At 66.5% G+C, this 15309-nt stretch carries 17 protein-coding genes; 6 read left to right on the forward strand and 11 right to left on the reverse strand.

The features are described 5' to 3' along the window. Positions 1-51: 51 nt before the first annotated feature. From RXV90_RS13795 to RXV90_RS13815, 5 genes are all read right to left on the reverse strand, one after another. On the reverse strand, positions 52-510 hold the full coding sequence (locus RXV90_RS13795) for an NUDIX hydrolase (protein ID WP_316649363.1): 459 nt from the start codon (positions 508-510) through the stop codon (positions 52-54). Positions 511-681: 171 nt separating this feature from the next. Further along, the gene (locus tag RXV90_RS13800; RefSeq protein ID WP_316649365.1) at positions 682-1572 is read right to left on the reverse strand and encodes a cation diffusion facilitator family transporter; all 891 of its coding nucleotides are present in this window, start codon (positions 1570-1572) and stop codon (positions 682-684) included. Positions 1573-2044: 472 nt separating this feature from the next. Beyond that, positions 2045-2635: a biotin transporter BioY gene (locus tag RXV90_RS13805; protein WP_316649366.1), complete on the reverse strand. Its 591-nt coding sequence runs from the start codon at positions 2633-2635 to the stop codon at positions 2045-2047. Between the two features lie 55 nt (positions 2636-2690). Beyond that, complete coding sequence (locus RXV90_RS13810) at positions 2691-3110, reverse strand: DUF6314 family protein (protein ID WP_316649367.1); 420 nt, start codon at positions 3108-3110, stop codon at positions 2691-2693. Then, positions 3107-3448, reverse strand: a complete 342-nt coding sequence (locus RXV90_RS13815; protein ID WP_316649368.1) for a hypothetical protein — start codon at positions 3446-3448, stop codon at positions 3107-3109. Before RXV90_RS13815 ends, RXV90_RS13810 begins: the two co-directional genes overlap by 4 nt. Positions 3449-3492: 44 nt before the next feature. Between RXV90_RS13815 and purB the strand changes: the two genes are divergently transcribed. From purB to RXV90_RS13840, 5 genes are read left to right on the forward strand one after another with little or no spacing between them, the layout of a single operon-like run. Then, a complete protein-coding gene (purB, locus tag RXV90_RS13820; RefSeq protein WP_316649369.1) occupies positions 3493-4800 on the forward strand; it encodes an adenylosuccinate lyase in 1308 nt (435 codons plus the stop codon). Between the two features lie 3 nt (positions 4801-4803). Further along, the gene (locus RXV90_RS13825) at positions 4804-5694 is read left to right on the forward strand and encodes a CPBP family intramembrane glutamic endopeptidase (RefSeq protein ID WP_316649370.1); all 891 of its coding nucleotides are present in this window, start codon (positions 4804-4806) and stop codon (positions 5692-5694) included. After that, on the forward strand, positions 5691-6545 hold the full coding sequence (locus RXV90_RS13830) for a CPBP family intramembrane glutamic endopeptidase (protein WP_316649371.1): 855 nt from the start codon (positions 5691-5693) through the stop codon (positions 6543-6545). Before RXV90_RS13825 ends, RXV90_RS13830 begins: the two co-directional genes overlap by 4 nt. 56 nt (positions 6546-6601) lie before the next feature. Next, positions 6602-7510: an acetyl-CoA carboxylase, carboxyltransferase subunit beta gene (gene accD, locus RXV90_RS13835; protein ID WP_316649373.1), complete on the forward strand. Its 909-nt coding sequence runs from the start codon at positions 6602-6604 to the stop codon at positions 7508-7510. An 8-nt stretch (positions 7511-7518) separates the two neighbouring features. Next, a complete protein-coding gene (locus RXV90_RS13840; protein WP_316649375.1) occupies positions 7519-8793 on the forward strand; it encodes a bifunctional folylpolyglutamate synthase/dihydrofolate synthase in 1275 nt (424 codons plus the stop codon). Positions 8794-8797: 4 nt separating this feature from the next. Here RXV90_RS13840 and RXV90_RS13845 read toward each other — a convergent pair whose 3' ends face one another. Further along, the gene (locus RXV90_RS13845) at positions 8798-9766 is read right to left on the reverse strand and encodes a Hint domain-containing protein (protein ID WP_316649377.1); all 969 of its coding nucleotides are present in this window, start codon (positions 9764-9766) and stop codon (positions 8798-8800) included. A 93-nt stretch (positions 9767-9859) separates the two neighbouring features. After that, positions 9860-10939 carry a cell division protein ZapE gene (zapE, locus tag RXV90_RS13850; RefSeq protein ID WP_316649463.1) on the reverse strand — a complete coding sequence of 360 codons (1080 nt, stop codon included), beginning with the start codon at positions 10937-10939 and terminating at the stop codon, positions 9860-9862. A 129-nt stretch (positions 10940-11068) separates the two neighbouring features. Between zapE and RXV90_RS13855 the strand changes: the two genes are divergently transcribed. Beyond that, positions 11069-12325 carry an MFS transporter gene (locus tag RXV90_RS13855; RefSeq protein ID WP_316649378.1) on the forward strand — a complete coding sequence of 419 codons (1257 nt, stop codon included), beginning with the start codon at positions 11069-11071 and terminating at the stop codon, positions 12323-12325. 2 nt (positions 12326-12327) lie between these two features. Here RXV90_RS13855 and RXV90_RS13860 read toward each other — a convergent pair whose 3' ends face one another. The 4 genes from RXV90_RS13860 to RXV90_RS13875 are packed head-to-tail and all read right to left on the reverse strand — an operon-like array spanning position 12328 to position 15214. Continuing rightward, positions 12328-12948, reverse strand: coding sequence for an HAD family hydrolase (locus RXV90_RS13860; protein ID WP_316649379.1), 621 nt, complete (start codon positions 12946-12948; stop codon positions 12328-12330). Positions 12949-13007: 59 nt separating this feature from the next. Further along, positions 13008-13445: a YaiI/YqxD family protein gene (locus RXV90_RS13865; RefSeq protein WP_316649380.1), complete on the reverse strand. Its 438-nt coding sequence runs from the start codon at positions 13443-13445 to the stop codon at positions 13008-13010. Beyond that, positions 13442-14272, reverse strand: coding sequence for an S-formylglutathione hydrolase (fghA, locus tag RXV90_RS13870; protein ID WP_316649381.1), 831 nt, complete (start codon positions 14270-14272; stop codon positions 13442-13444). Before fghA ends, RXV90_RS13865 begins: the two co-directional genes overlap by 4 nt. A 12-nt stretch (positions 14273-14284) precedes the next feature. Next, positions 14285-15214 (reverse strand): AEC family transporter, encoded by a 930-nt coding sequence (locus RXV90_RS13875; RefSeq protein WP_316649382.1) that lies wholly within the window; start codon positions 15212-15214, stop codon positions 14285-14287. Between the last annotated feature and the right edge of the window lie 95 nt (positions 15215-15309).

The raw sequence follows: 15309 nt of genomic DNA on the forward strand, positions 1-15309 counted from the left end.
CCCTAGTTTCGTGGGAAAGCGCTTTCAATCACCCGCTTGAGAAAAGTCGGATCAGAAGGCGGCCAGAAGATCTTTCAGCTCGGGTTCGTCCACCATTTCGGCGGCCTCGGCCGGCGCCACCCACTTTCGCCGCCGTTCATCCGCTTCGGGGTAGTCTTCGGCAAGCTCCAGCACGCGAACGGGATAGACCGTCGTCTTGACCGGCACATTCCAGTCGCCCGGAAGCCCCTTGTCGTAGTGATAGCTGCCGAGCGGCACGGGCGAGGCCTCGCCACAGCGCACGCCGGCCTCTTCCCAGGCTTCCTGGAGGGCGGATGCGGGGGATTCGAGGCCATCGATGGGCCAGCCTTTCGGCAGGATCCAGCGCCCGGTTCCGCGGCTCGTGATCAGGAGGATCTTCTTCCCGGGCCCGTCCACGTCATAGCAGAGCGCGGCGAACTGAACCCGCTCGGGCCGCCTTAGCATTGGCTGAACAAAGCCGTTCCACACGGAAATAAGTTGGTGCTTCATTAGTAATTATCTGCCCATTTTCTTTTGTGGACATGAACTTAGCCAACCTGACCCAAGGAAACAAACACTTTGGCCGTCGCACCGAATTCACTGCGCAGGCGTGCCCGGCATGCCGCAGGCGGGATCTGGCGCGTCAGATTGGAACTGTGCCGCCCGCGCCCCCCCGGGGGGTCAGTCGAGCACGACGATGCCGGAATGCTTCTGCTTGTGCTCCGGCTCGACATGGATGGTGATGATCGCGCCTTCGACGGTGGTCTTCAGCGCGGCTTCCACCCGGTCGCAGATCTCATGCGCATCGAACACCGTCATCTCGCCGGGGACGACGAGGTGAAAATCTATGAAGGTCGCCTGACCGGCGTGCCGGGTTCGCAGATCGTGCGCCTCGACCGCGCCGCCCGCCTCGTTCGCGATGATGTCGCGCACCTGTTCCAGCGTTTCCCGCGAGATCGCTTCGTCCATCAGGCCGCTTACGGACTCGCGGACCACCTTGAAGCCTGACCAGAGGATGTTGACCGCGACAAGCGCGGCCATCAGCGGATCGAGGATCCACCAGCCGGTGACGAGGGCGAGGATGATGCCAAGCGCCACCCCCGCCGAGGTGGCGACATCCGCAACGAGGTGCCTGCCATCCGCAACCAGCGCCGGCGAACGGGCGGCGCGGCCCCGGGTGATCAGCACCCAGGCCCAGACCGCGTTGATCGCCGTGGCCGCCCCGTTGACGAGCAGGCCCTCGACCGGAAGATCCATCACGCGCGGTGACAGGAAGCCGAAATAGGCCTCGCGCAGGATCAGGAGCGCGGCCACGATGATCATCACGCCTTCGAGGACGGCGCTGAAGAATTCGGCCTTGTGGTGGCCGTAGGGATGGGTGGCGTCCGCCGGGCGGGCGGCGATGCGAATGGCGACGAGCGCCGCAATCGCCGTGGCCACGTTGACGGTGCTTTCCAGGGCATCCGCGAGCAGGGCGACCGAGCCGGTGAGCCACCAGGCGAACGTCTTGATCCCGAGGACCAGGATGCCGACGAAAATGCTGGCGATGGCGATCCGAAGGGTTGCGGACATCAAATTCCCCGTTTGGGTAGGCGGACTGGGTAGCCGCCCGGGTTGGCCGGTGCAAGCGAAGCGTCGCCGTTGGTGGGCGTGGGGAAGGGTGCGGAGCGGACGGGCGCCCTAGTGGCGAGGTGTCGCGCCTGGCGAGGGTGCGGGGTTGCGGACATTGCGGTCTTTCTCGATGAGCCGGGCGGGGCCCGATCGCGGGAGGGCCCACCAACGCGCGCTCAGGGCGCTTTATCTCTCAAACCCGAATGCGATCGCGTTGGATTGCGGCGTTGCAGGAGGGCCCGCCCGGGGGGCGGTCGGGCCCTGCCCGGCGGGGCTGACGCCCCTCGATTCCGGGCAAGATGGGCTTGACGCCACCGATGGCCGTTGCAGGGCATCTCCCGGGTTCGCCCCTGATCCTCCAAAAGGAATGGGGCGCCGGTTTCACCCGGCGCCCCTTTGCCTATGGTCCGGCCCGCCCGAAGCGGGGCCCGCTTTAGCCGCGGGCGTTCAGAAGCTTCCAGACCGCCGGGAAGAGGAGCGCCGCGAGGCCAAGCTTCAGCGCGTCGCCGATCAGGAAGGGCGTGAGGCCCCATTGCAGGATCGGCTGATCCCAGCCGTAAAGCTGCCCGAGCCAAAGAAGGCCCGGCACGTAGATGAGGAGGTTGCCGAGGATCATCGCGCCCGCCATCCGGCCGAAGGAGCGATCCCAGCCCTGACGCGCGGCCCAGCCGAGCGCGAGGACGGCGAGGACATAGCCCACCAGATAGCCGCCGGTGCCGCCCATCATGTAGGTGACGCCATAGGCCTCTGCCGAGGAGCCCGCGAAGACGTCGAAGCCAAGCGCGCCGACGATCATGTAGCCGAGGATCGTCGTCAGGCCGAGTCGGGGGCCATAGGCGGCCCCGATCGTCAGCACCGCGAAGGTGCCCATGGTGATCGGCACGGGCCACATCGGCACCTTGATCTTCGCGAACGCCGCGAGGGCGGCGATGCCGAGGGCCACGAGAAGTATATCTTTCGCGATCTTCGCCGCGCCCCGATCCGGCCCGATCGCCTCGGTCAGTACCCTGTCTCTGGTGGCCATCATCGCCCTCCTTGGAAAACCATTGAGATGTTTGTGCCCCAGTGTCGCGGGGGGTTCAAGTCGCCGCGCGGCGGAAGAGCGAGCGGCTGGTGTAATCCTTGCGGGGGCCGGTGACGCGCCAGTGCAGCTGCCAGTCGGGCCAGAGGGAGAAGTCGTAGCGCCCCTCGTAGCGGTCGGGGGCGCAGTCGTGGCCGGCCTCGGGCGCGTCGCCCGGGCCGATCCGGTGGAAGAAGCGGCCGTCGTCGAAATAGACGTCGATGCCGCTTGCCTCCTCCGCCGGGCGCCAGAGGTAGGTGCGGCTTGCCGTCACCGTCGTGCCGCCGAGGGTCAGACGCCCGGTTTCCTCGTAGCGGAGCCCGGTGCCATCGGGGGTGAAGACGACCGATCCGTCGAGCCGGCCCGTGCCGCCCGTCAGGCTGTCGGCGATCGTGCGGCTGAGCGTCCAGCGGCCTTCGAATTCCCCAAGATCTCTCATTCCGCGAAACGGCCTTCGGTGACGATGCCCTCGGCGGAGGTGAAGCGGAGGCGCGTGCCGTCGGGCGTTATCTCGGTGTCGTAGCAGTCCCAGATCTCCGCCGGGGGCCAGAGGCTGCAATAGCGGCCCTCCCGAAGCTCCCACCACCCCCAGCGGTCGCGGAAGACGCGGTAGCGGGTGCGCCCGTTTTCGAAGAAGATCTGTTCATCGGGGTCGTAGATCAGCGTCTGGCCAGTGAGCGCGTCGGCAAGCGCCTCGCCGGTGAGCGGGCGCCAGTCTTCCGCCGCGGCGGGTGCCGCAAGACAGATCGATATCAGCACTGCCGCTTGTCGCCCCATGCGTGCAAGTCTATGACGCCCTCACACGAGCGGAAAGGCCCCGAATGATACCCCGATATTCCCGTCCCGACATGGTTGCCATCTGGTCGCCGGAAACGAAATTTCGCATCTGGTTCGAGATCGAGGCCCATGCCTGCGATGCGATGGCCGATATGGGCAACATCCCGCGCGCGAATGCCGAGGCCGTCTGGAAAGCGAAGGATGTCGCGTTCGATATCGACCGGATCGACGAGATCGAGCGCGAGACGAAGCATGACGTGATCGCCTTCCTCACCCACCTCGCGGAAATCGTGGGCAGCGACGAGGCGCGTTTCGTGCATCAGGGGATGACGTCATCGGACGTGCTGGACACCACGTTCAACATCCAGCTGACGCGGGCCAGCGATATCCTGATCGCGGATATGGAGGGGCTTCTGGCCGCGCTGAAGCGGCGGGCCTACGAGCACAAGGACACGATCCGCATCGGGCGGTCGCACGGGATCCACGCGGAACCCACCACGATGGGCCTTACCTTCGCGCGGTTCTATGCCGAGATGGACCGGAACCTTGCGCGGCTGCGCACCGCGAGGGCCGAGATCGCGACAGGGGCGATTTCGGGCGCGGTCGGGACGTTTGCGAATATCGACCCGGCCGTGGAGGCCCATGTCTGCGCGAAGATGGGGCTGACGCCAGAACCGATTTCGACCCAGGTGATCCCGCGCGACCGGCACGCGGCCTTCTTCGCGGCGCTGGGCGTGGTTGCGAGTTCGATCGAGAACCTCGCCACCGAGATCCGGCACATGCAGCGGACCGAGGTTCTGGAGGCCGAGGAATTCTTCTCGAAAGGCCAGAAGGGATCGTCGGCCATGCCGCACAAGCGGAACCCGGTGCTGACGGAGAACCTGACGGGGCTCGCGCGGCTCGTGCGCATGGCCGTGATCCCGGCGATGGAGAACGTGGCGCTCTGGCACGAGCGCGATATCTCGCATTCCTCGGTCGAGCGGAATATCGGGCCCGATGCGACGGTGACGCTTGATTTCGCGCTGCACCGGCTGACCGGTGTCGTCGACAAGCTGGTGGTCTATCCCGACAACATGCTGGCGAACCTGAACAAGTTCCGGGGGCTCGTGCATTCCCAGCGGGTGCTTCTTGCGCTGACGCAGGCCGGGGTGAGCCGCGAGGATGCCTATCGCCTTGTGCAGCGGAACGCGATGAAGGTGTGGGAAGAAGGCAAGGATTTCATGGAAGAGCTTCTGGGCGACGCGGATGTGACCGCCGCGCTCAGCCCCGCGCAGATCGAGGAGAAGTTCGACCTCGGCTATCACACCAAGAACGTCGACACGATCTTTGCCCGGGTGTTCGGCGAGGGCTGAGGCGTGACCCTGCGCACCCCGGCCTTCGAGGCCTTCGTCGCCCCGGCGCGCCCCACGCGGCAGATCTGGATGCTGCTTCTGGGGCTGTTGCTGGCCGTGGTGATCTATGCCTTCGTGACGCTGGTGATCTTCGCGGTCGTCTGGGTGGTGCGCGGGTTGCCGCAGAACGTCATCTGGTTCGAGGAGCTTATCCGGGCGGACACGCCCGACAAGCTTCTGATCCTTCTGGTGAGTTTCGTGGGCATGGCGCTGGGGCCGATGGCCGCCGTCCTGATGCTGCACGAGCGGCCCGTGGGCACGCTTTTCGGGCGGGCGCCCGTCGTGCTCAGGGATTTCACGGTGGCGGCGGCGGTGGCGGGCACGGTGCTGGGCGCCTCGCTGATCTTCTGGAGCTGGGGCAACGATGCGGTGCCGGGCCTGCCCTGCGACCGGTGGATCGTGCTTCTGCCCCTCGCGGCGGTTCTGGTGCTGATCCAGACCGGGGCGGAGGAGCTTGTCTTCCGGGGCTACATGCAGCAGCAGCTTGGCGCGCGCTTCCGGTCGCCCATCGCCTGGGCGCTGGTGCCGGCGATGCTGTTCGGCGTGGCGCATTTCGACGTGGCCAGCGCGGGGCCCGTGGCGCCGCTCGTGGTGATCTCGGCGGGGCTGTTCGGGCTGATGGCCGCCGATCTGACGGCGCAGACCGGATCGATCGGGGCCGCCTGGGGGTTTCACTTCGCCAACAACATGCTGGCGCTGACGCTGATCGCCACCGAAGGCACGCTGACGGGCCTTGCGCTTTACAAGACGCCCTATGCGGTGAGCGATCTTGAGGTGATGCGCACCGCCCTGCCCTTCGACCTGCTGATGATGGGGCTGATCTGGTTCGCGATCCGGCGGATTTTGTCGCGATGAACCAGCCGGATCCGTACCGCGCCGCGCGCGATTTTCACGCCGCGGTCGATCACAAGCCGTCGTGGCTGAGCATCGCGGCCGGGTTTCTGGCCGTCGAGATCGTGTTCATGCTCAGCGGGGCGCTCATTGTCGCGCCGGTCGCCGAGGTGGCCGGGTCGACCGTCACCACGCTTGTGCTGATGGCGAGTTTCGCCTTCCTCGGCGCGACGGCCTTCTGGCTGGCCTCGCGGGTGCAGCGGCGGTCGCCCGCGACGCTGTTCGGCCCGCCCGGGGCGGCCCTTCGCGATGGGATTCTGGCCGCGAAGGGCCCGTTCGTGCTGTTCTTCACCCTGTCGGTGCTGCCGCCCTGGAACTATTCCGGCTTCTCACTGAACATGGCGCCGGTGGCCTGGGCGCTTCTGCTGCCCCTGAGCCTTGTCGTCGTGCTGATCCAGACCGGGGCGGAAGAGGTTGTCTATCGCGGCTGGCTTCAGCAAAGCCTTGCGCGGATCTCACCGTCACCGGTGATCTGGATGGTGCTGCCGTCGGTGCTGTTCGGGGTGGCGCACTGGTCGCCTGAAATGCCGCGCGATGCGGCGGCGGCCTATGTCATCTGGGCGATCTTCTTCGGGATCGCCTGTGCCGATCTGACGGCGCGGACCGGCACGCTGGGCGCCGCCCTGGGCTTTCACTTCGTGACGAACCTGTTTTCCATCGTGATCACCTCGCTCGAGGGGTTCGGCGACGGGCTTGCGCTGTTCACCATTCCCGAGGCGCTGGCCCGGTCCGAGGTAAATTCGATCACCCTGGTTTTCGACCTGTTCTACCTTTGGATGGGGTGGATGGCCTGCCGGATCGCGCTCAGGCGCTGATTGCATTTCCGGGGCCTGCGGCATATCTCGGGACAACGACAGAGGCTGAAGGCCCCATGAACTGGATCTCGAACTACGTTCGCCCCCGCATCAATTCGCTGTTCTCGCGCCGCGAGGTGCCCGAGAACCTGTGGACGAAGTGCGGCGAGTGCGGAACCATGCTGTTCCACCGCGAGCTGACGGATAACCTGAACGTTTGCTCGAACTGCGACCACCACATGAACATCACGCCGCGCACGCGGTTCGACGCGCTGTTCGATGGCGGGATCTATACCGAGGTGGAGGTGCCGCAGCCGATTTCCGACCCGCTGCACTTCCGGGATCAGAAGAAATACCCCGACCGCATGAAGGCGGCGCAGAAGACCACGGGCGAGCGTGAGGCGATGCTGGTGGCCGAAGGTGAGATCGGGCGCACGCCCATCGTGGCGGCGGCGCAGGATTTCACCTTCATGGGCGGGTCGATGGGCATGTACGTGGGCAACGCGATCATCGCCGCCGCCGAACGGGCCGTGGCGGCGAAGCGCCCGCTTGTGCTGTTTTCCGCCGCCGGGGGCGCGCGGATGCAGGAAGGCATCCTGTCGCTGATGCAGATGCCGCGCACCACGGTGGCGGTGGAGATGTTGAAGGATGCAGGCCTGCCCTACATCGTCGTGCTGACCCATCCGACCACGGGCGGGGTGACGGCGAGCTATGCGATGCTGGGCGATATCCATATCGCGGAGCCCGGCGCACTGATCTGTTTCGCGGGCCCCAGGGTGATCGAACAGACAATCCGCGAGAAGCTTCCCGAAGGCTTCCAGCGGGCCGAATACCTTCTGGATCACGGGATGCTCGATCGGGTGACCCATCGCCGCGAGATGCGCGACGAGCTGATCGGGATCATCCGGATGCTTCTGGATCTGCCGCCGCCGGTTGCGGGCGAACTGCCCGCGCCCGAGGACGCGGCCAAGGCCGACGGCGCCTGAGCCGCCCCATGACACCGCAAGGCTCGGACGCGCTCCTCGAGCGGATGATGCGCCTGCATCCGAAGGTGATCGACCTGACGCTTGACCGGGTCGATCGGCTTCTGGAGGCGACGGGCCACCCCGAACGCGCCCTGCCGCCGGTGATCCACGTGGCCGGGACGAACGGCAAGGGTTCGACCGTCGCGATGCTCAGGGCCGGGATCGAGGGGGCGGGGCAGACGGCCCATGTCTATACCTCGCCGCATCTTGCGCGGTTTCACGAGCGGATCCGGCTGGCGGGCCGGCTGATCGACGAGGCCGCCCTGAGCGCGATCCTCGACGAATGCCTGGAACGGAACGGGCCCGACCCGATCACCTATTTCGAGATCACGACCGTGGCCGCCCTTCTGGCCTTCGCGCGGACGCCCGCGGACTGGACGCTTCTGGAGGTGGGGCTTGGCGGGCGGCTTGACGCGACGAACGTGGTGGAGCGCCCGGCGATGACCGTGATCACGCCTGTCGACCTCGACCACCAGCAGTTCCTCGGCGACACGCTGGAGGCCATCGCGGGCGAAAAGGCGGGGATCCTGAAACGCGGCATTCCCTGCGTGGTGGGGCCGCAGCACGAGGAAGCGCTCGAGGTGATCGAGGCGAAGGCCGCGCGGCTGGGCGCGCCGCTTCTGGCGCATGGCCAGCACTGGCATGTGACGGTGGAGCGGGATCGCCTGATCTACCAGGACGAAACGGGGCTGAGGGATCTGCCCCTGCCGAACCTTCTGGGCCCGCACCAGATCGGCAATGCGGGGATGGCGCTGGCGGTGCTGCGGCACCTCAGGTTTCCCGATGCCGCGCTCGAGGCCGCGGTAACAAGGGCCGAGTGGCCCGCGCGGATGCAGCGGCTGAGCCACGGGCCGCTTGTCGAGGCGGCCGGGCGCGCGGAGCTCTGGCTTGACGGGGGGCACAACCCGGCGGCGGGCGCGGTGTTGCGCGCGACGCTCGACACCCTGCCGGAAAAGCCCCTGCACCTGATCTGCGGAATGCTGAAGACGAAGGATGCGGCGGGCTACATGCGGGCGTTTGAAGGGCTGGCGGTGGATCTGACGGCGGTCGAGATCCCGGGCGAGGCCGCGACGCTGTCGGCCGCCGAGACGGCGGAGGCGGCGCGGACCGCGGGGCTTGCCGCAACGACGGCGCCAAGCGTGGCCGAGGCCGTGGCGCGGGTCGCGGCGGCCACACCGGGCGCGCGCATCCTGATCTGCGGATCGCTTTACCTGGCCGGGCAGGTCTTGCGCGAGAACGGCTGAGCCGTCAGGCCGCCGAGGCCCCCACGGCGCGGGCCTCGCGCACCCGGAGCGCAGGGCGGGCGAGCGGGCGGCCGGGTTCGGCGAGATCCGGGGGAAGCGTGCCGTTCTGAATGTCGTCCAGCGCCATGAGGCTCATCTGGCCGGGGTGGAGGCTTTCCGACGGCAGCCCGTTCGAGAGGAGAAGTTCGTGCCGGTCGAAGAGGAGATGCCAGTAGGTGACGTCTTCGACATCGGCCTCGACGATCGTGCGCCCGTCGATCAGGGCCTTGGCCGGCACCAGCACCTCGGGTTCGCCGAAGTAAAGCTCCGCCCGCCAGTCGGCGATGCGGATCCGGTGCTGGGGCGAGACGGTGAGATCGGACCAGGGCAGCCCGCCGCCAAGCGCACCCGCGGTGATCGTCACGGGGCGGAGATGCGGGAAAGCCCGAAGATCCTGCCGGGACAGGTGGCGGTGCCCGATCCAGCGCACGGGTTGCAGGCCCCGGTCGAGTGTCTGGACGAGCGTTCCCACGGTCAGCGCCTCTACAGGTGTCGGGCCCAGATCGGTGTCGATGATCGTGCCGGTGGCGAAGCAGATGATGATCGGGCTCGGATTGGTGCCGAAATCCTTCTCGCCCTGATCCTTCAGGCGGATCCGGCCCTGATAGAGGTTGCCGTCGGCCCCGGTGAAATCGAACAGGTACTGATCCGACCGGCTTGGGTCGATGGTGCCCGATCCGCCGATCAGCTCCACCCTGTCGGTCGTGTCGTAGTCGTTGAGCTGCACCTGCACGTCGCCATTGGCGAAGGTGGAGAGATCGATGCGCAGGGTGTCGGACACGGTGTCGTCGGTGAAATCGACCTGGAAATTCGTGACCTGCGGGTCGGCGGCCACCAGCGTGACGGTACCGCCGCCGGGGATGTCGATGACCACGCGGTCGCCGTTGTCGACCTCGACGACGGTATCGGGTTCGGTGACGATGATCGTTGCCATGGGCCTGCCTGCGCGATGTGCCGGGTCTTTGCCCGGTCGTTGGGGCGAGTCTGCCGGAACGGGGCGTGCATTGCAATCGGCGCGCGGGGCGCGTCAGGCGTCCGTGGCCCAGTTTTCGGACTGCATCTCGCGCAGACGGCTGGCGGTGCGGGCGAATTCGAAGGTGCCTTCGCCCTCGAGATAAAGCCGTTCGGGTTCATCCGCCGCCGTTGCGATAAGGCGCACCTTCGCCTCGTACAGCGCGTCGATCAGGGTGACGAAGCGCTTGGCCTCGTTGTAGTTCTCGCTCGACAGAAGGGGGATATCCTCGAGGATCAGAACGCGCAGGGCGTCTGCGATCGCGAGGTAATCGCCGGGGCCGAGGGGCTTTGCGCAGAGATCCCAGAAGGTCGCGCGCCCCACCCCGTTGCGGAATTCCGGCACTTCGACGACGCGGCCCTTCATCGGCAGGCGCAGGGGGCTTCCCGCGCCGCCCGCCATCGCCTCCCACATCTGGGAGACCGCGTGGCGCGCCTCGGCATTGGCGGGGGTGAAATAGACCGTTTCGCCCTGCAGCCGGTCGAGCCGGTAATCACGCGGCGAGGCCAGTTCGCGCACTTCCATGCGGGCGCGGATCAGATCGATGAAGGGCAGGAAGATCTGGCGGTTGAGCCCGTCCTTGTAAAGATCGCCCGGTTCGCGGTTCGAGGTGGCGACGACGACAACGCCCGCATCGAAGAGCTTTTCGAACAGCCGCCCCACGATCATCGCATCGGCGATATCGGTGATCTGCATTTCGTCGAAGGACAGAAGCCGGATTTCCGAGATCACCTTTTCGGCCACCGGTTTGATCGTGTCGTCGACGCCGGTCTTGCGGGCCTCGTGCAACCCGGCCTGGATATCCTGCATGAAGGCGTGGAAGTGGACGCGGCGCTTTTCCTCGATATCGACGGCGGCATGGAAGAGATCCATCAGCATCGACTTGCCGGTGCCCACACCGCCCCAGAGGTAGAGCCCGCGGGGCGCGGCCTCTTTCTTCGCGAAGAGCGATTTGAGCCCGCCGCGCGCGGGCGCGGTTTCAAGCGCGGCGCGGATGCGCTGAAGCTCGGGCAGAACGGCCATCTGCGCGGGATCGGCCTCAAGCCGGCCTTCGCCGGCAAGCCGTGTGTAGATTTCGCTGATCGTCTCGCCCATGGTCTTCCTATAGCGCTCTGGCGCAGCAAGGAAAATCCGCCCGCGGGGCGGTTGCATCAGAATTCTTTCGGGCGATGTTCACATCTTCTGATTTGACGGGGCGGCCCCCCGGGTGATCTATCCCGGATCATGACCGCAACGCGCGCCTCTTCCCACTCGCTCATCACCCCGGTGCTGATCGCGGGATCGGTGATCCTGATCGTGAATTTCGCGATCCGGTCGGCCTTTGGCGTGTTCCAGATCCCGATTGCCGACGAGTTCGGCTGGCTGAGGGCCGAGTTTTCGACGGCGATCGCCATTCAGAACCTCGCCTGGGGGATCGGGCAGCCGATCTTCGGCGCGATTGCCGAGAAGCTGGGCGAGCGGAAGGCGGTGCTGATCGGCATCCTGATCTATGCGGCGGGGCTTCTACTGACCTCTTTCGCCGTCAGCCCCGGGCAGATGCAGGTTCTGGAGATGGCCGTGGGCTTCGGCATTGCGGGCACCGGGTTCGGCCTGATCCTCGCCATGGTTGGGCGGGCGGCGTCGGACGAGAACCGGTCGATGGCCATGGCGATCGCGACGGCGGCGGGATCGATGGGCCAGGTGATCGGGCCGCCGCTGGCGGAGGGCCTTTTGTCCGCCCTGCCGTGGCAGACGATTTTCCTTCTCTTCACCGCCGCGATCCTTTCGATGATCCTGCTTCTGCCCTTTCTCGGGAAGGGCGAAGGTGCGGTGGTAGCGCGGGATGGCGCGTCGCTTTCGGGCGCGCTGCGGCGGGCCGCGCGGGACCCGTCGTTCACCCTGATCTTCCTTGGTTTCTTTTCCTGCGGCTATCAGCTTGGCTTCATGACCGCCCATTTTCCGGCGCTGGTGACAGAGATGTGCGGGCCGATCGCGCCGGGCGGGGTGCTGGACAGCATGGGGGTATCCACGACCTCGGCGCTGGGGGCCATGGCCTTCGGGCTTGTGGGGCTCGCGAATATCGGGGGCACGCTGTTCGCGGGCTGGGCGGGCAAGCGGTTTCCGAAGAAGTATCTTCTGTCCACGATCTATACCCTGCGAACGGTGGTGGCGGCGGCCTTCATCCTGTTTCCGATCACGCCCTTCAGCGTCATCGTCTTCGCGATCCTGATGGGATCGTTGTGGCTTGCGACCGTGCCGCTGACCTCGGGGCTTGTCGGGCACATCTACGGGATGCGCTTCATGGGCACGCTTTACGGCATCGTGTTCCTGAGCCACCAGATTGGCAGTTTCGCGGGCATCTGGCTGGGCGGACGGCTGTACGACGCCACCGGCGATTACACGCTGGTCTGGTGGATCGGCGTGGCGGTGGGGGCGTTTTCGGCCATCGTGCACCTGCCGATCCGGGAGCGCCCGCTGGGCGCGCCCGCCGCGCCGGCCTGACGCTAAAGCCCGGCCTCGTCGCGGGTCAGAAGCCCTTCGTCGACAAGCCGCGCGGCCCAGCCTTCTGGGCCCTCGAAAAGATGCGTCTGCCAGCCGCGCGCGGCGGCGGTGGCGATGTTGTCGGCCCGGTCGTCGGTGAAGATCAGGCGGTCGGGGGCGATGCCGCAATCGTCCTCAACCATCTCGTAAATGCGTGGCTCGGGCTTGATGACCTGCATGTGGCCCGAGATGTAGCGGCGGTCGAACTCGGTGAGAAAGGGATAGGCGCCTTCGGCCACGACGAAGCTGCCGATCCCGAAATTCGTAAGCGCGAAGACGGGAATGCCCTTGGCGCGAAGCTGCCGGAGCAGGTGGACGGAGTGGGAAATCTCGGGCTGCGCGAGTTCGAGCCAGTCGTCGTGCCAGCGGCGGATCTCGTCGGAATAATCGGGATGGGCCGCAGCCGTGCGGTAGACCGTGTCGCGGAAATCGGCGCCCCGGTCGATCCCGTCATTCATGCCGTGAAGATCCACGGCTTCGAACACCTCGCGCCGCCGCGCCTCGCCGAATTCGCGGTCATAGTACCGCTCGGGCTGCCATTCGATCAGCACGTTTCCGATATCGAAGATGACCGCGTCGATCATGGCCTGCCCTTTCGTGTCCTGCCGATCGGCCAAGGGGATGACAGGCCGCCCGCGAAAGCTCAAGCCCCGCGCAGCGCGCGGTCGAGCGCCTCGCGGAAGCGCGACCGGTCGGCCTTGGTGAAGGGCTTCGCCCCGCCCTGACGGAACGGATCGGCGGCGCGAAGATCGGCCATCAGATCGCGGGTGGCGAGCGCGTTGCCCACGTTCTTCTCGGTCAGGATCGAGCCGTCGGGCTTCACCACGCGCGCCCCACCCTCGACGGCGCGGGCGGCGAGGGGAATATCGGTCGTCACCACCACGTCACCCGGCCCCGCACGCTCGGCAATCCACTTATCGGCCTCGTCGGCCCCTTCGGAGACATAGACCATCTCGACATGGGGCGCGGGCGAGGGCCGGATGCCGCCGTTCGAAACCATCCGAACCTCGACGCCGCGCCGGCCCGCCACGGCCTCCACCTCGGCCCTCACCGGGCAGGCGTCGGCGTCGACGTAGATCACAGGCCCAGCGCCTCGGCATGGAAGGCGATGTGATCTTCCATGAAGCTCGAAACGAAGAAATAGCTGTGATCGTAGCCTGCCTGCATCCGGAAGCTGTGGGGCTGGCGGCGGGCCGTCATGGCGGCGGAAAGCGCCTCGGGCTTCAGGAGATCGAGGAACTGATCCGCCCCGCCCTGATCGATCAGGATGTGCCCGGGGTGGCCATGCGCCTCCATCAGACGGGTCGCGTCATGGGCGGCCCAGCCCGCCTCGTCCGCGCCCAGATAGGCCGCGAACTGTTTGCGGCCCCAGTCGCTTTCGGTCGGGTTGGCGATTGGCGCAAAGGCGGAGGCCGAGCGGTAGACGGCCGGATAGGTCATCGCGAGCGTCAGCGCCCCGTGCCCGCCCATGGAATGCCCGGTGATCGCCTGGCGTTCGAAATCGAGGGGAAAGGCCTCGAACAGAAGGGTGGGAAGGTCGGAGGCGATGTAATCCCACATCCGGAAATGCGGGGCCCAGGGATCTTCCGAGGCGTTGACATAAAAGCCCGCACCCTGCCCCAGATCATAGGCCTCGTCATCCGCCACGCCGTCGCCCCGGGGCGAGGTGTCGGGGAAAACGACGGCCATGCCGTACTCCGCCGCCCAGGCCTGTGCCCCGGCCTTCGTCATCGCGTTTTCATGGGTGCAGGTCAGGCCCGAGAGATACCACAGGACCGGCACCTTCCCGTCGCGCGCCTGGGGCGGCAGGTAGAGGCCGAAGGTCATCTCGCACCCCGTGGTATCGGAGGCGTGGGCATAGACGCCCTGAACCCCGTCGAAACAGAGGTTCTCGGATTTCGTTTCCATAACCCTTCTCCTTCAGAGCGTTTGGACCCAGGCGACCACCGCCGTCACGGTCAGGACAGAGGCCACGGTCGACAGCAGGATGGCCGCCGACACGCGCTGCGGCGCGACGCCGTAATGCTGTGCCAGGATGAAGACATTGCCCGCGACCGGCAAAGCGGCGGAGGCGATCATCACGCCCGCCGCGTAGGGCGCGACATCGAAGATCAGAACGGCGGAGACGGCGACCGCCGCCGGATGCAGAACGAGTTTCGAGAACGAAAGCCAGACGGCAACCGAAAGCCGTTCCGCCGATTTGGAGGCAAGCGAGGCGCCGATGGCGAAAAGCGCGCCCGGCGTGGCCGCCGCCCCGAGGATGGTGAGGAAATCGTCCACCGGCTGCGGGATCGGCAGATCGAAGCCCGACCAGATGAATCCGGCCCCGATCGACATGATCATCGGGTTCTTCACCAGCCCCGCCCCCACGGTTCGGAAGATGCCGAGCGACATGCGCCCGTCGCGGCTTCCGGTGATCAGGATGACGATCAGGCTGCCGAAGAAGATCAGATCGGTGGACAGCACGAGGATGATGGGCGCGATCGCCGCCTCGCCCAGCAGAAGGGCGAGCATGGGAACGCCCAGAAAGCCCACATTGCCGATGACGCCGCACTGCGCCTCCACCGCCGCTTCCGCGAGGCTGCGTTTGCGGAGCGCGGCCACCGCCGTGACGACGAGATATATGGCGAGCGTTCCGGAAAAATAGGCAAGCACGAAGACCGGATCGAACACCGCCGCGAGATCGAGGCTGGCGGAAAACCGGAACAGCATGGCGCTTAGCGCGAAGTAGAAGACGAATTTCGTGAGATAGGCGGTGGCGTCCTCGGAAAAGAAGCCGGTGCGGCCCGCCCAGTAGCCAAGGCCGATCAGGGCGAAAAACGGCAGGGTTTGTAGGAGGATCGCAACCATTGAGGCACCGCTACCGGCACTGCCGGGCAAACGCAACCGAAGACCCGCCCCTTGCTCTGCACCTTGAAAAAACTAAACCGAGTAGTTTATATTGG

The organism is Ovoidimarina sediminis, from assembly GCF_032586175.1.
GTDB lineage: Bacteria > Pseudomonadota > Alphaproteobacteria > Rhodobacterales > Rhodobacteraceae > Ovoidimarina > Ovoidimarina sediminis.

Excerpts from the sequence above, each read along its gene's own strand:
- RXV90_RS13800 (WP_316649365.1), bottom strand. The coding sequence starts at position 1,572 with ATGTCCGCAACCCTTCGGATCGCCATCGCCAGCATTTTCGTCGGCATC.
- RXV90_RS13830 (WP_316649371.1), top strand. The coding sequence starts at position 5,691 with ATGAACCAGCCGGATCCGTACCGCGCCGCGCGCGATTTTCACGCCGCG.
- RXV90_RS13840 (WP_316649375.1), top strand. The coding sequence starts at position 7,519 with ATGACACCGCAAGGCTCGGACGCGCTCCTCGAGCGGATGATGCGCCTG.
- RXV90_RS13845 (WP_316649377.1), bottom strand. The coding sequence starts at position 9,766 with ATGGCAACGATCATCGTCACCGAACCCGATACCGTCGTCGAGGTCGAC.
- RXV90_RS13810 (WP_316649367.1), bottom strand. The coding sequence starts at position 3,110 with ATGAGAGATCTTGGGGAATTCGAAGGCCGCTGGACGCTCAGCCGCACG.
- RXV90_RS13795 (WP_316649363.1), bottom strand. The coding sequence starts at position 510 with ATGAAGCACCAACTTATTTCCGTGTGGAACGGCTTTGTTCAGCCAATG.
- RXV90_RS13860 (WP_316649379.1), bottom strand. The coding sequence starts at position 12,948 with ATGATCGACGCGGTCATCTTCGATATCGGAAACGTGCTGATCGAATGG.
- RXV90_RS13855 (WP_316649378.1), top strand. The coding sequence starts at position 11,069 with ATGACCGCAACGCGCGCCTCTTCCCACTCGCTCATCACCCCGGTGCTG.
- fghA (WP_316649381.1), bottom strand. The coding sequence starts at position 14,272 with ATGGAAACGAAATCCGAGAACCTCTGTTTCGACGGGGTTCAGGGCGTC.
- RXV90_RS13875 (WP_316649382.1), bottom strand. The coding sequence starts at position 15,214 with ATGGTTGCGATCCTCCTACAAACCCTGCCGTTTTTCGCCCTGATCGGC.
- purB (WP_316649369.1), top strand. The coding sequence starts at position 3,493 with ATGATACCCCGATATTCCCGTCCCGACATGGTTGCCATCTGGTCGCCG.
- zapE (WP_316649463.1), bottom strand. The coding sequence starts at position 10,939 with ATGGGCGAGACGATCAGCGAAATCTACACACGGCTTGCCGGCGAAGGC.
- RXV90_RS13815 (WP_316649368.1), bottom strand. The coding sequence starts at position 3,448 with ATGGGGCGACAAGCGGCAGTGCTGATATCGATCTGTCTTGCGGCACCC.
- accD (WP_316649373.1), top strand. The coding sequence starts at position 6,602 with ATGAACTGGATCTCGAACTACGTTCGCCCCCGCATCAATTCGCTGTTC.
- RXV90_RS13805 (WP_316649366.1), bottom strand. The coding sequence starts at position 2,635 with ATGGCCACCAGAGACAGGGTACTGACCGAGGCGATCGGGCCGGATCGG.